Source organism: Desulfovibrio sp. SGI.133, from assembly GCF_050313955.1.
In the GTDB taxonomy this organism is placed as follows: Bacteria; Desulfobacterota; Desulfovibrionia; order Desulfovibrionales; family Desulfovibrionaceae; genus Desulfovibrio.
In genome coordinates this window covers 204,416-218,952 of sequence record NZ_JBNPMK010000001.1, presented here as the reverse complement: position 1 = coordinate 218,952, position 14,537 = coordinate 204,416, and the positions used below count along the sequence as shown (strand labels likewise).

Here is a 14,537-nt window from a genome sequence, read left to right as displayed (position 1 = left end):
AAATGCCCACATTGTACAAACCGACTGTTGAAAGCCTTGAATCCTTGAAGAAAGAGGCTTTTCAGGGTGGTGCTGTCTCCTCTGACGAGTGGCGGGCAAAGGTGGCCTCCGGCTGTGTACAACTGCTGCTGGCCTCACCGCAGCAGTATCGCTCATACGGTCCTTTCTGGTGGCAAATGAAGCGTGAGCTGCTCGCGCAAGGGTATTCCCAGTTCGGAGATCATCTCGATGCAGAGTTGCTTGAACTCACCGAGTATGGAGATCCAGTTCTGAACCTCTTGGCCTGCATCGTCCATGCAAATTGGGCGATAGAGCAGGGGCTGATCTATTCTTCGCGTCATCCGGTGGCTTTTATCCAGGATGACGGATCTGAGCCGGATATCCAGGAATATGTCTTGATCGACGAGGACTTGGAGATCCGCACTGCCGGAACTGCTAATGAAAACAGGTAGTCAATATCCACAAGAAGCGGCCAGCCCCTCCAAAGCTGGCCGTGCCTTGACGGCAATATATCCTGGCTGGGGAATGGTTGAGGAGCGGGAGTCACTTATGGTGGGGCTCCCCGCTTCTGCATCGGCCTACTTCTCTGGTGGAATCCGGGGTGGGGTCGATACCAACCATGATGGTGGGATACTTGGTTCAGCTACCTCTTCTGACGCCGCCCAGATTACGCACGTCCTTCCTGAGGATAGGTCTGCCAGATATGCTGTGCTTCGCTTGATGGCGAAAGATCCTACGATTGACTCTGCCATCAAGATGCACATTGCCAACGCTCTGAGTGCCAGGACAGACTCTGGGGAGAGTGTGTTCATCTCTCCTGCTGAAGGAGCAGGGCAGGATAAAATCGTCGATGACCTCCGTGCAACGCTGATGCCTTTTATCAAGAAGGATCTGAATGAATGGGCGCGAAAGGCTGCGGTATATGGCTCTTGCTTCGCCCGGGTATATGGGGCCCAGGGAATTGGGATCCAGAACATACGCTGCGATTACTACACCCATCCCCGCTTCATCCAGAAGTTTGAAAAAGGAGGGCGGCTCGCAGGCTACACGACGACCTATCAAGGGACGAACCAGGCCAATCAGCGTTTACGCCTCATGCCTCCATGGAGCTTCGTCGGCTTTGAAATCCCGGAGTGGTGGGACTGTGAGGACGTCGAGCCCATCAATGTCGGTGGAATCCCTGTTGACCTGGCGATGGAAGACGCAGCGATGGAAGGGCTTGTCGAATCCCAGGAATATGGGACGTCTTTGATTGCAACTGCGTATGGCCCCTGGATGGATCTCCTGGATGCCATTTGCAGTCTCAAAATGAGCCGGCGGAATGCCGCCAGGCTAGAGCGCATGGTGGGCGTGAACACAGGCAAGCTAGACCCAGAACGGGCCGCACATTACCTCGATATGGTCGCCGAGCGTATTTCAAACGCCACGGAAGAGGTGGAGCGGCAGTCCTGGCTGAGAGGGAATGTACAGACAGTCGTCAATCACTATGTCCCTATTTTCGGAGAGAAGGGGGGACTCCAGATTGATGCTGTGCAGGGTACCCCTGATATTAACGGCCTTGAGGACGTCATGTTCCATATCAAGCGTCTCGGATCGGCTATAGGTGTTGATCCGGCCTTGCTGGGCTTCGGTGATCTCCTTTCTGGAGGATTAGGCGATGGCGGCTTCTTCCGCGTCTCTGTCATGGCCGCAACCAAAGCCAATCTGCTCCGACAGGCCTTGAAGAATGGGATCCAAAAGCTGTGTGAGCTCCATGTTGCCTATAAATTCGGGAAGGTTTTCCTGCCTGGCAACTGCCCATGGACCATCCAGTTCAATTCGGTCTCATCTGCCATCGAGCGGGAGGAGCAAGAGGCTCTTGAGAGCCGGACAAATGCCCTAAGTGGCTTAATTGGTATCCTGGCCACTGTGGATCAGGATTTCCAAGCGTTTAATAAACATGAGCTCCTCAAGGAAATTTTCCTCAAATTGCACTTCAGCGCGGACAGTTTTGAAGCCATCTGTCCAAAAGAAAAGACCCCTGATTCTACCCCTCCTGAAGGTGAGGAAGAGGAATAGCATATGCCAAACGACAAAATCGAATGCTCCTTTTCTCTGTTGGATTCCGGCAGGAAATATAGTGGCCAGCATCGGAAATACCTGATCGAGAATGCCCGTGAGATCTGCTATTCACCGGCAGTCAGGGAGCGTATCAAAATGCGGGAAGCCCTCGGATATTATGGCCACGGCCGTCGGGTTCTGTGTGGCAGGATGGATATTCAGGAAGTAGATGTTGTCACGCTCCCGGACGGTAGCCAGGCCATGGTCAGCAATGTCCCCTCGAATGTCACCGTGCAATTCGATATTTCCAAGGACGGCATGGTCAGTCATACCCAGGAAATCCTGAATACCGAGACCGGAAAAATCGTGGCGGCCCTCCATGCGTCACGAGTTGGCGGATTTTCCTGGGCCTGCCCCGGTGAGGACGGGCGCTCGACCAGGGCCACGAAGTTGAGCGGCTTCTCAGGGTTTGACTATGTCCTGGCGCCGGGATTTACCGCCAATCGGGGATATGTTCTGGAGTCGGCTTCCGGCGGTGATTCCATTTTGGAGAGCGTCGCAGCGGTGCTGGGAGATCAGAAAAAAGCCGCTTCTTTGGTTGCCGGCTGGCAGTTGACCGAGTTGCAGAGAATCCCAGGCTTGGAAGACCAGATCTTCGAGTCGGAAGGCAAGCTCTTTGCTATCCAGGAAGAGCTGGCGGATGCCGTCTCGAAGCAGACACAAACTGAAGAGCAACTGGAAGCGCTTCGAAAAAACTTCCGTGGTGTTTTGGAAGGAATCGCAGATAGCTTGCCTTTCTTCTTGCCCGAGTCCGTGATGCGTCAGATGTGCGCGGGGGACTTCCGCGATGCCAGAGCTATCTTCGAAAGCGCTGCCCGCGTCGATTTCTCTCAGTACCCTTTGGGGAAGAGAGGATCTCAGGAGCCTGCTGGAGATGTATGTCCAGTGAGGGGAGAGCCAGCGGAATATGGGACGTCTGAGTATGGATTTGGACTGAATCTTTAATAGATGACAGCCCCCGCTGCAAAAATGGAGCGGGGGCTATTTTTATAGAGGCGCACGAGATAGATGGCCGCGCTGACCTCGTATCAGGATAGGGCAGTCTCCTGGCCAGGCTGCTGGGATTATGTGGCGATCTCCAGCGGGTATTGATAGGAACAGGGGATAAGGAGGAGAGGAGTGAGTCAGAACCTCTGGGCAAGGCTCTGCTCCAAGATGGAATTGAGAGCGGATAAGAAGAGAGGGACCTTCAAAATAGAAGGTGTTGGTAGGTGGGGGTGCACTGTACACAGTGTACAGCTCTATTTATAGGGTATTTGTGCACATTTTGGACACATTGCACGAGTATTTATTTAGTAATTACTATATGTTATGCATACAATTTCCGCCCTTACAAGGCGGGGGCCACAGGTTCAAGTCCTGTACTGCCCACCAAGAAAAATCAAAACCACCCGCTGGTGCGGGTGGTTTTTTTTGCTTTATATACATAACAACCTGAAAAATAACAAAAAAAGGGAGTACAGTACGTACCCCCTTTTTATATTCATCGGGGGAGGCCCTTTGCCGAGCAGCACAGCCATATCGTGGGAATGGGCGCGGGACCATGCCCGCTTTCGGGGCCGGCTGGGCGGAGGCGTATCCGGCCAGCATGATGCTATGCCGTCAAAGATGTTCCGGCTGGCCTGCGGGGGCTCTCCTGCTGCCTGGCTTAGCCTAGTTCTCCCCGGAAGGCACGGGCAAGGATGGCTTTTTTCATCTGGTCGATGCGCTGCAATACGTTTTCGGCAGCTTCCCTGGCCTGTTGCTCCCTGGCAAAGATGCGGTCCAGAATGCGGACGATCTTCTGTTGTTCAGAAAGATGGGGAACAGGTATCGGCAATATAGACATTTTTGATTTATTAATGATAGATATAGTTGTAGAATAAGAACTATTGATTAGCATTTCTTTAAACTTAATACTTGTACAGTAATAGTATACAAATAAATCATCCATAAAATTATATGGGCAAATAGTATTTATTTGTTGATTTGTAGTGGCATCACATGTAAGAAATCCACATTTTCCAATTGTCCCAATACAGCAAACACAAGTACTTCCAGCCCTGACAGAGCGTGAAATTTTTCCACCTTCTTTACTAAGATATTCAGATGCTTGATTGACAAATCTACCAGAATTCAAATCTGCAGGTTTTATAAAAGGAATTGCATCACCATAGTATTCATGATGTTTTGTACTTGGAGTTGATCCAGTCACGATACTGCCGATATCCGCAAGCTGTTTTTCTTCCCAGTTAAGTTGTATCCCTTTTTCTTTTCTCCATTTTGCCGTCAATTCCCCAGTAAAAGCCTTGTGCAGGATGGCGGCTTTGCGGAGTTCAAAGCTCTCGAGCACGGATTCGGCTTTTTCCCGTGCTTCGTCCAGTTTGGCAAAGAGGGTTTCGATACGCTCGACGATACGCTGTTGCACTTCAAGAGGGGGAAGAGGAATGGAAGTATTTTCAAAATTCCTTTTAGTTATATGCTGTAGTCCCGCACCACCATGCGCTTTAACAATGAATTCATTAAGACGGTAGTTAATAGCATATTTAAAGAAAATTTTTAAAATAATCTTTTTTTCAAAATCAACTCTAAAAATGTGCTGATTTAATAAAGCTTTCCCTCCTTTCCATATATGTGCTCCAAAAGATGTTCCAGGCGTTCCAGACCATGCAAACAATAGATCTCCAGAATTAATTAAAAATTTATCTTCAATTATCCCATCGTAATAATTAAATTTGTTGTTAGGGCTGTTTAAATTTTGAATTCTTACTATGGGAAGTCCTGATTCTGACCAATCAGTAGGCTTAAATGCTTTGCCATTTCTAAGCGAACACAAGCTCCCCAGTCTTACCCACTTCCAGCCTTCCGGCAAAGGGTAGGGCTGTTCTTCCACAGGAATCTCGGGCACGGTATCCAGCGTCAGCAAAGTATCCTGCGCCTGGGCGGCGTTCTTTTTGGGGCGGGCCATCAGTTGGCCTCCTTGCGGCTCAGGCTCCGCAATTCCTGGACTACGCTTTGCAGCAGGTCGACCGCCTCTTCAAGCTGGGCAATGCATTCCTCCCCGCTGGTCACGGGGTCGGGCAGGTCGTCATAGTCCACCAGCGACTCGTCCCTGATCAGGCCCAGATCCAGATTGTCCCCTCCGGCGGCGATGTCCGCGCGGCTGACCTTGCTCCAGCGTTCATCCTGCACGGCGCTGCGATCGTCGGCCGTATAGGCGGTCTCGAAGGCGGCAAAATGCTCTTTTTTGAGCGGGGTGGTCTTGCCGAAAGACGGCATGTTGGTGCGCAGGTCGTAGAACCAGACCTCCCGCGTCTGGCCCTTGTCGCTCTGGCCGCGCTTGAAGAACAGCACGTTGGTCTTGACGCCCTGGGCGTAAAAGATACCCGTGGGCAGACGCAGCACGGTATGCAGCTCGCACTTGTCCATCAGGTCCGCGCGGATGCGCGCACCGTCGCCATCGGCAAAAAGCACGTTGTCCGGAAGGACCACGGCGGCCCGGCCGCCGCGCTTGAGGCTGCGGTAAATGTGCTGCAAAAAGTTCAACTGCTTGTTGCTGGTGGCAAAGGCAAAGTCGTCCCGGGCGGCGCGCTCGCCGCCTTTTTTGGTGCCGAAAGGCGGATTGGTCAGCACCAGGTCGTAGCCCTTCATGTCCTTGCCCGCCGTGGACAAGGTATCGGCAAGCAGGATCTCGCCCTCGATGCCGTGCAGCATGGCGTTCATCAGGGCCAGACGGTGGGTGTCGTGCACCAGCTCGCAGCCGGTGAAGGCCTTGTATTTCTGAAAGGCCGCTTGGTCCTCGTCCAGATCAAAATAGTCGTCATGCCGCGCTCTTAGGTAGTGGTCGGCGGCGATCATGAAGCCGAAGGTACCGCAGGCGGGGTCATTGCACAGCTCGCCGATTCTGGGCTCCATAAGGCGGACCATGACGTCGATGAGCACACGCGGCGTGAAATACTGGCCCGCGCCGGACTTTTTTTCCCCGGCGTTCTTTTCCAGCAGGCCTTCGTACAGGTTGCCCAGACCTTCTTCCTGAGCGGAATACCAGTCCAGGGCATTGATGCTGGAGATGATCTTTTCCAGATTCTTGGGCTCGTCGATATTGGACACCGCGCCCTGATAGATCTCCCGTACCCGGCCCGTGCCGTTTTCGCCCAGCTCGGTCAGCATGCGCTTGTAGGCATGCTTCAGCTCGATGCCGCTTTGCGCGGTCAGGGCGTCCCAGCGGCAGTTTTGAGGAATAGCCTCCTCGCGGCTGGTCTCCTTGGCCATTTTCAGGAACAGGATGAAGGTCAGCTCGGTCACATACTGATGGTAGGTGATGCCGTCATCCCGCAGGACATTGCAAAGGTTCCAGAGTTTGGCAACGATCTCCTGTGTGGTCATGCGGCAAGGCCTCCATCATCATAAAGGTAGCGGTTGAGCTCGGCGACAAGGTCCGCGAGCTGGTTATGAAAAAGCTTGTCCAGCGCGGCAAAGCCGCCCTTGTCGCGGAAGGCCACGCTTTCGTCGAATGTCCGCACCGAGAGTACGGATTCGTTGAGCAGGTATTTTTCCATGCGGTCGATCCATTTTTCTTCCGTATGGGAAAAGCTGTGGGCCTGCTTCAGGCGGGACACGGCACGGCGGATGCGTTCCTCATGCCCCAGCAGACGCGCGTTGATGCCGTAACAGCGGATCAGGCCAATGATGTCGGCCGCAATATCCTTGTTGCTCATCTGGGCCATGGCGGCATTGAGCTGCCGGGCGGTGAAGCCTTCCCGCCCCAGGGTCAGGCGCAGGCTTTTGAGGCTTTCGCGGGTCAGATCCGAGGGGCGCGTGCAAATAAGATCCATGGCGGCGATCTCGTTGCGCCGTTCTTGCACGAAGCGGGCAAAGGATTCCAGGTAGTCGCCGGGGCGGAGGCCATCCTTGCCGTACCCGCGAGTATGGCTGGTGAGCGCATCCGGGGTGTCGGACAGGACAACGGGCCGTCTGCCGGGCCTTTGGGCCTGCAAAAGGTCGAACAAAGCGCGTTTGGACAACAGCAGTTTTTTTGCCTCATTTGGAGGCAGGTGCCGCAATTGCTGGATGAACGCCTCGAGCGTGCCGCCGGCCATGTCGCTGACGTGCTGCCGCAGCTCATCCGTCAGGGTACGCTTGCGGCGCTGCAAGCGGGCGATGATCTGGTCTATCTGATTCTGGAGCTGCGCAGGGTCTTCCATAACCTCCAGGCCATCCAGCAGCTGGGAGAACGTGGTTGCCGGATCGCCGGCTACCGGGCGCATGGCCGTGACCGGCTCAAGAACGGAATAGAGATCCACAGCGTCGTAGATTTCAAAGTGCTCTTTGCCGATCTCCGGGCAGAGTCTGGTGGCACGGCCAAGCATCTGTTCGAACAGAATGCGGGACTTCACCCGGCGCAGGAAGACCAGACGGGTGATCTCGGGCACGTCTATCCCTGTGGTGAGCAGATCCACGGTCACCACGATGCTGGGCAGAGCCTCGTTTTTGAACTGACGGATGGCAGCGTCGATATTCTTGCGGTTGCCGATACTGCCGGTGATCTTCATAACCGAGTCCGTGTCCACCAGCTCGGCAGCATACAGATCTTTGAGGATACGGACGATCATGTCGGCATGACGGTCGTTGACGGCGTAAATGAGAGTCTTGCCGGAGGATGTGTCCTCGGGGTCGATGTCCCGGACGATCTCCCGCAGGATCTCCCGATTGAAATTTTCGTTGATCACAGCCTTGTTGAAATCGTCCACATCAAAATCCAGCTCATCTTCCAGCTGGGCGCCGTTGGTGACCTCGCCGGTGACGGGATCATACAGGGCCACGGTATCCCCGGCCTTGTAGTGGATGCCCTGTTCACTGAGCTGTGTGCGGAGCTGGTGCGGGGCCTCGTGATCCACCAAAAAACCGTCGATCACCGCTTCACGGTACGGGTAGTTGAAGACAGGCTCGCCGAATATCTGTGTAGTCTGGAGCGCAGGGGTGGCTGTCAGCGCTATCTTGACCGCCCGGAAATAGTCGATGACCTCGCGGTATTTGCTCTGATAGTCGCGCTGGTCGCGGTAGAGCTGCTCATCATCGCTTATCTCCCGGTCAAGGATATAGCCCCGATGGGCCTCGTCGACGATGATCAGGTCATAGTCGGAGACCGAGGGCATGGAATCGCCGCCTTCATTATACAGGATGCGTTTGACCATGCCTTGCACGGTGGCCACATGGACACGGGTCTCCCGGTCTATCTCCTTATCCGCCAGGCCCTTGATGGTATAGATACCGTCCAGGGGCTGGAGTTCCTCGATCTTTACGTCTTTGAAGACATCCAGCGCTTGCGTGCCCAGAGCATTGCGGTCCACGAGAAAGAGGATACGGCGAAAACGTCCGCTTTTCAAAAAACGGTACATCATTCCCAGCACCGTCCGGGTCTTGCCCGTGCCCGTCGCCATGGCCAGCAGGATGTTCTGTGCGCCTTCACGTACGGCTTGTTCGGCCGCCGCGATGGCGCGCAGCTGGTATTCGCGCAGATTGAGGCCGCTTTTGTCGGTCAAAAACGCTGTGGACATGCTTTCAAGGCGTTGATCGCCCTGGGCGATGTCCCGTGCCAGCAGTTCTTCCAGACCGGCGGGACTCATCCAGCCGTGCAGGGCCTGCGGCGCATTGGTGGCCTGACGCACATCCTGGAACCAGATACCGGATTTTTCCTCGTACTGTCGGATATAGGGACGGCCATTGGCAGCAAAGAGGAAAGGCACCCGGAAATCCCGCCATTCCCCAACGACATAGGCCTGATGCTCCTTGCGGATATGCCGGGCGTAGTCCTTGCACTGGTGGTCGAGCATAGCGGGGATGTCCTTGTGTCCGGCCTTGGCCTCGATGATGCCCACCAGGCGCGTGCCCGCAAACAGGGCATAATCGGCAAATCCCCGGTCTCCGACAGAAGAGTCCGTAGGCCATTCGGCAATGGCCAGGTTGCGCCCGCTCTGGGGCCGTACGCCGCGGGAATAGCGCAACCGCCGGGTATCGGCCTCCCAACCTACCTTCCTGAGCTGTGCATCAATAAGATAGCGGGTCTCGGCTTCCGAAACTTGCCGTTTGCCTGCGGCCATAGCAGCACGCTGGCGGCGGACGGTATCAGGCACAGCACTGGCCTGTGCGGCGCGAGCAACGGCCTTGTCCGCCAGAGCCCGTTCCTGCCCGGCGGACTGGTCGCCATCGTCAGGGGAAAAGACGGATTCCGTTGGGGTAATGAATTCTTGTAGCTGCCAGGTCTCGTCGACATAGGTCTGGAAAAACCAGCCGCTCAGGCTGTGTGCGATCTGCAACAGGTGGAGCGTCTCCGTTTCCGGGGCAGGACACTCCTTGTGAGTAGTTTGATCGCGGGCTTTGTCCAACAGATGGAAGGTCGCGGCTATATCCGCAGGCAGGATATCGCGTCGCTGGAGTATATCGATGCGCTCCGCGGCGGTACAGTCCTCGGGCAGTGTGACGTGATCCAGGGCACACATGACACGGATCATGCCTTCACACAGCAGGCCGGCCTCCATCAGGCAGAGTTGCTGATCCGAAGGCAAATAGCGCTCTGCCAGCATACCGAGCTGTTCCAGCTCCGGGAATTTCTCGTGCAGGAATGCAAAATTGGATGCCATGTTCCCTCTCCTCACAACATGAGTTGTGTGCAGTTGTCCCATCCCAATGGCCAGTTTTGCCATTTGTGTCCTTTCCGACAGAAGGCCGATATTGCAATCCTATATGCTTTGCACTCAAAAAGCAAAAAGGCTGCCTCGGGCAGTGGTGAGTTGGGGGCGCGCGTTTGTTCGGATCGGGAGGCGGCATAACAGTGCAACATACCCATGACGGACATCCTGCCCGACGGGATACATCGCCTGTTATCCGGCAGGGGATTGCAACTACCGAATAACAGGCCTTCTGACGGAGATAGCGGAGAGGAGCACCTTAAAAAACGCGCATTTTCATTGTAGGAAAATTTTGCTTTTTTCTTGTTTTCGTACTATCAAACCAAACAGAGGCGGGTATGCCGTGTCCATTCAAGGCAATATGGAGCGGGTAGGGCAGGCTATCCGTCTTTTTTTCAGCTGGATAGTTGCGAGGGAAACGATTGTGGCCTGTCCGGGCTGGCTACTGCTGCGGTCGCACGGGCGGCTCCGCAGAAGAGGCTGCCCTTGCGGAAGACTGCCGGATATGGGCAGGCTCAAGAAAACGCTATCTCCTCAATATTTTTGTTTTTCAGATAGTTCTCTGAACACGTGAAGCGCTTTGTCGTTACAGAGACAGCATGGAGTTTTTATGGAAAGAAAGTTCCCCCATTTGTGCAAACCCATCACCATCGGGCGTGTCACGTTCCGTAACCGCATGTTTTCCGCGCCCATGGGCGGTACGGACATCACCAACGACGGCTGCATCGGCCCCAAGTCCACCGCCTTTTATGAGCTGCGGGCCAAGGGCGGCGCCGGTGCCGTCACCATCAGCGAATGCATGGTGCATCCGAAGACCGACGGCAGCCATGCCTATCATCTGGATACGGTCATCCTGAATTCTCTGGCCTCCTTCACCTACACGGCGGACGCCATCCGCCGGCATGGTGCCATCCCCAGTGTGGAGCTTTCCCATTCCGGCATGTATTCCGGCACCTATATGACGGACAAAAGCCGTCAGCACGGCCTTGCCCAGTGGGGACCTTCGGCCTGCGTGCGCCCCGACGGCGTGGAAGTGGGCGAACTGACCCACGAGATGATCGACGAAATTGTGGCCGCTTACGGTCAGGTCGCCGGTCTGGCCAAACGCGCGGGCTTTGAGATGATTATGGTCCACGGCGGGCATGGCTGGCTCATCAACCAGTTTTTGTCGCCCTGGTTCAACCACCGGACGGACGAATACGGGGGCAGCATCCAGAACCGTTGCCGCTTTGCCCGCCGGGTGCTCCAGGCTGTGCGCGAGGCCGTGGGCCCCGGTTTTCCCATCGAATTCCGCATGAGCGGTTCCGAGCTCTTCGAGGGCGGCTATACGCTGGAAGACGGTATCGCCATCGCCAGGGAGCTGGAAGACTGCATCGACCTTTTGCATGTTTCCGCCGGTACCTATCAGCGCGGTTTTGGCGACACGCATCCTTCCATGTTCAAGGAACACGGCTGCAACGTTTATCTGGCGGCTGAGATCAAAAAGCATGTCTCCATCCCTGTGGCCACCATCGGCGGCCTGAACGATCCCGCCCAGATGGAAGAGATCATCAAGTCCGGCAAGGCCGACGTGGTCTATATGGCGCGTGCGTTGCTGGCCGATCCTTTCCTGCCGGAAAAGGTCATGGCCAACCGGGACGAGGAGATCGTCCGCTGTCTGCGCTGCTTCACCTGCATGGCCGAGCGTGCGGCCACGGCCACGCGTCGCTGTACGGTCAATCCGCTCATCGGGCGCGAAATGGAAGGCGACCGTGTGATGCCTGCACCGGAAAAGAAAAAAGTCCTGGTGGCGGGCGGTGGCCCCGGCGGTCTGTACGCGGCCTGGACCGCGGCCCGGCGCGGCCATCAGGTGATTTTGTGCGAAAAAGAGGACAGCCTCGGCGGTATCCTGCGCAGTGAGCAGGCTCTTCCCTTCAAGTACGAGATGTACCAGCTGGCCGGGACCTATGCCCATCTTGCCCGCAAGGCCGGCGTGGAGATTCGCCTCCATACGGAAGTGACCGCAGAATATGTGGCGCGGGAGGCGCCCGATGCTCTGATCATCGCCGTGGGGTCCCGTCCGCTGCTGCCGCCCATCCCCGGTCTGAAGGGAGACAATGTGGTCGTGGTCAACAATTACTACAAGGAAAAGGACAAGGTCGGGGAAGACGTGGTCGTCTTCGGTGGCGGCCTTGCCGGGTGTGAGTGTGCCATCCATCTGGGCCAGGAAGGCAAGACCGTCCATATCGTGGAGATGCGGGATGCCCTTGCGCCCGATGCCAACGTGCGCCACCGCCCCCTGCTGCTGAAGGAAGTGGAGAAGTACGCCACTGTTCACACCGGCTGCCGGGGACTGGAAGTGCGTCCTGACGGCATCTGGTGTGAAGACAAGGAAGGGCATCAGTTCCTCGTGCCCGGCAAAAGCGTCATTGCGGCCCTTGGGCAGCGTTCGTGCTCGGATATCGTGGAAGAATTGCAGGATGGCGCGCCCTTTGTGCGCATCATCGGTGATGCCGCCCGCGTTTCCACCATCACCAATGCCGTCTACTGGGGCTATCACGCCGCTCTGGATATCTAATACTGATATAGCCTTGTGCGGGGGCGCTCAGGCGCTCCCGCCAGTTCACAAAACGGACTTCCGGCAGGATTATTGCCGGGAGACGACGGGCAAACGCGTTGATGCCTCTTTCCCTTTTGCCGGCCGCCGGGAGGGGCAAGCTTGCTTGAGCGACGGCCTCCTAAGCAAGTGGCCGCAAGCAGGTTTGCCACGGCAACGTGCGGAAAGGCAGCGATGAGCCTTGTCCGTTAGCAGATATTTTTGATGCGAAGGCGCTAGCTGGCGGAATCTCCTTGGAACACAGCAGCACGCTTCGCCGGGTCGGTAACGAGGCACGATGCATGGCCGTTCTCCTTCAGTCTGTAGAAGGGAATAGCTGCAGACCGTCGGCCTGAGCCGTCGTACCACGGATACCTGGTACGCTAGCGGCATACTGTGCTGTTTTTGGAAGGGCTCCACAAGGGACTTGTTCAGGTCTTCCTTTCCATATGTCTGGCTGATTCAGGCCCCCAAGCTCCTGACCCATGAGGACTGGTGCTCTGGGGCGGTGGGCGTGCAAGAATGGAAGCTGCCCTCGCGAATGAGATCAGGATTCTAGATATATCGTTGTAGTTTCCCTCTGCCCTTACCGGACAGGCTGGCCTCCGCGACGGGATCTTTCTTTGCTGTTCAGGTCCCAATGAGGCCGCGAGGCATTCCCTCTGATACAGGCAAGGAACTGTTTATAGGGGAATTGCTCGTCACCAAACAGGGCAAGCTCGCCAAAAAAGCATTGCCCGTCCGGGCTCATGACAGCAGATTTAATGCTTTGCTCCGAAGGCAGCGTCAGCCCGAAGTGCTCCAGATAACGCGCGAGCGGCATGGGACGGGGAAGACTGTCATGAGGCAGGATGAGGTCTTCATTCCAGATCCAGATTTCAGCATCCCTCTCGTAGAGGATGGTTTTGCCGTCATCACTGATGTCCAGCCCCATCAGCGCGGGGCCATCGTCGATGGGAATATCGTTCCCCTTGGTATCCAGGCGGGCCAGAACGGTCAGGGTCTTGGAATCAAGGAGGAGCGGACGGGCAGGCTTTCTGGGTACTTGCTTCAGATAGAGCACACACAGGGTGAAGCGAGCATCAAAGCTGGGGATGGAGCAAAAGAAATCGTCAAGAATCCAATCTGCATGCAGGGGGCTGTTTGGAGCCGCTCTTTTCAGTTCGCTGTCCGAGAGAAGGCGGCTGTGCCGGAAGCCCGGCCATCTTCCCCAGCGGAAGAGAGGATTTTGCGGATCACCTGCTTGCAGGATACGTTTCTTCCCCTTGGCCAAATCCGCAGACGCGTGGGGCAGTGCACCGCCAAATGTCAGTGGGTGCTGTGCCCCGGTCTGCAAATCCACAATCTGGACAGTGTTGTTTTGCTGCTTTTGCAGCAGTTTTTTGCCGTCGCGACTCAGGAGCCTGTAGTATGGACTGATGTCAGGGCGGGCGATTTCGTCCAGCACTCGGAGCTGCTTTTTGTTCCTGATGGAGAACCAGCGGTTGTAATACGGCGTCAATTCAAGATTTTCAGCGGTCTTGTCTTTCGCAGCTGCCGGGGCAGAGGAACGCTTTCTTTTGCCGTAGCCCAGGGCGACCTTGCCGTCCGCAGACATGCCGTACCATTCCACATCTGCGATGCCGTGTTTTGACATATATTGCAGCGGTTCGCCGTAGCGCCAGATGAACCCGGGGCGTGCCCAGGTTTGGCCGTACGGAGCAGGGTGGATGGCATCATTGATGGATACGAATCCCAGCATGGAGCGCCCGTCATCGCTCACGAAATCCCCCATGCCGAAATACTTAGGGGGAGGGGTAAGTCGGCTTAGGCCGAAATCCCGGCTCCAGACAAAGGGCGCGCCATCAAGAAAGCCGGTAATAGCCCGGCAGCCTGGTGCGATAGCCTTGATCCGTCCATTGCTGCCAAGGAGCGGTATCATGTCCATGATAAAGCCCCCCGAAGGGGCGGAGGTGGATTCGGCATATGTCATAGCAGGATAGGAGAAAAGCAGGGGCAACAGCAAAAGGATGCAAAAATAATACTGATGGCAATGAAGGAGCCGCTTCATACTGAAACCTCCCGTTGATCAGTATAGTGCTCAGGGAAGCAACAGGCTGTCAAGATTACGAGGAAATGTCCTCCCATATCCTGCGTGTGACTTATATCCTGCGTACGGGAAGAACGTTTAGATGCAGTATTCTTGCATCGTTATC

8 protein-coding genes and 1 tRNA gene are annotated in these 14,537 nt (G+C 55.7%); 5 read left to right on the top strand and 4 right to left on the bottom strand.

Annotation, left to right across the window (positions count from 1 at the left end; genetic code table 11):
• Positions 1 to 2 precede the first annotated feature (2 nt).
• The 4 genes from ACQRBR_RS00985 to ACQRBR_RS00970 all read left to right on the top strand — a co-directional run bounded on the left by ACQRBR_RS00985 (position 3) and on the right by ACQRBR_RS00970 (position 3,474).
• Complete coding sequence (locus tag ACQRBR_RS00985; protein WP_427812053.1) at positions 3 to 452, top strand: hypothetical protein; 450 nt, start codon at positions 3 to 5, stop codon at positions 450 to 452.
• Positions 439 to 2,058 carry a hypothetical protein gene (locus ACQRBR_RS00980; protein ID WP_427812052.1) on the top strand — a complete coding sequence of 540 codons (1,620 nt, stop codon included), beginning with the start codon at positions 439 to 441 and terminating at the stop codon, positions 2,056 to 2,058. The genes ACQRBR_RS00985 and ACQRBR_RS00980 overlap by 14 nt, the downstream gene beginning before the upstream one ends.
• A gap of 3 nt (positions 2,059 to 2,061) precedes the next feature.
• Positions 2,062 to 3,045, top strand: coding sequence for a hypothetical protein (locus tag ACQRBR_RS00975; protein ID WP_427812051.1), 984 nt, complete (start codon positions 2,062 to 2,064; stop codon positions 3,043 to 3,045).
• Between the two features lie 305 nt (positions 3,046 to 3,350).
• Positions 3,351 to 3,474: transfer RNA gene (locus tag ACQRBR_RS00970), tRNA-Leu, on the top strand.
• A 274-nt stretch (positions 3,475 to 3,748) separates the two neighbouring features.
• Here the strand turns inward: ACQRBR_RS00970 and ACQRBR_RS00965 are convergent.
• Genes ACQRBR_RS00965 through hsdR form a run of 3 tightly spaced genes read right to left on the bottom strand, consistent with a single transcriptional unit; the run spans position 3,749 to position 9,719 of the window.
• On the bottom strand, positions 3,749 to 5,047 hold the full coding sequence (locus ACQRBR_RS00965) for a restriction endonuclease subunit S (protein ID WP_427812050.1): 1,299 nt from the start codon (positions 5,045 to 5,047) through the stop codon (positions 3,749 to 3,751).
• Complete coding sequence (locus ACQRBR_RS00960; protein ID WP_427812049.1) at positions 5,047 to 6,465, bottom strand: N-6 DNA methylase; 1,419 nt, start codon at positions 6,463 to 6,465, stop codon at positions 5,047 to 5,049. The genes ACQRBR_RS00965 and ACQRBR_RS00960 overlap by 1 nt, the downstream gene beginning before the upstream one ends.
• Entirely contained in the window at positions 6,462 to 9,719 is a 3,258-nt protein-coding gene (hsdR, locus tag ACQRBR_RS00955) for a type I restriction-modification system endonuclease (RefSeq protein WP_427812048.1), read from the bottom strand. The genes ACQRBR_RS00960 and hsdR overlap by 4 nt, the downstream gene beginning before the upstream one ends.
• A 658-nt stretch (positions 9,720 to 10,377) precedes the next feature.
• Between hsdR and ACQRBR_RS00950 the strand changes: the two genes are divergently transcribed.
• The gene (locus tag ACQRBR_RS00950; RefSeq protein WP_427812047.1) at positions 10,378 to 12,324 is read left to right on the top strand and encodes an FAD-dependent oxidoreductase; all 1,947 of its coding nucleotides are present in this window, start codon (positions 10,378 to 10,380) and stop codon (positions 12,322 to 12,324) included.
• A gap of 604 nt (positions 12,325 to 12,928) precedes the next feature.
• On the opposite strand, the gene ACQRBR_RS00945 is transcribed toward ACQRBR_RS00950, so the two are convergent.
• Entirely contained in the window at positions 12,929 to 14,392 is a 1,464-nt protein-coding gene (locus ACQRBR_RS00945; protein ID WP_427812046.1) for a hypothetical protein, read from the bottom strand.
• Positions 14,393 to 14,537 lie beyond the last annotated feature (145 nt).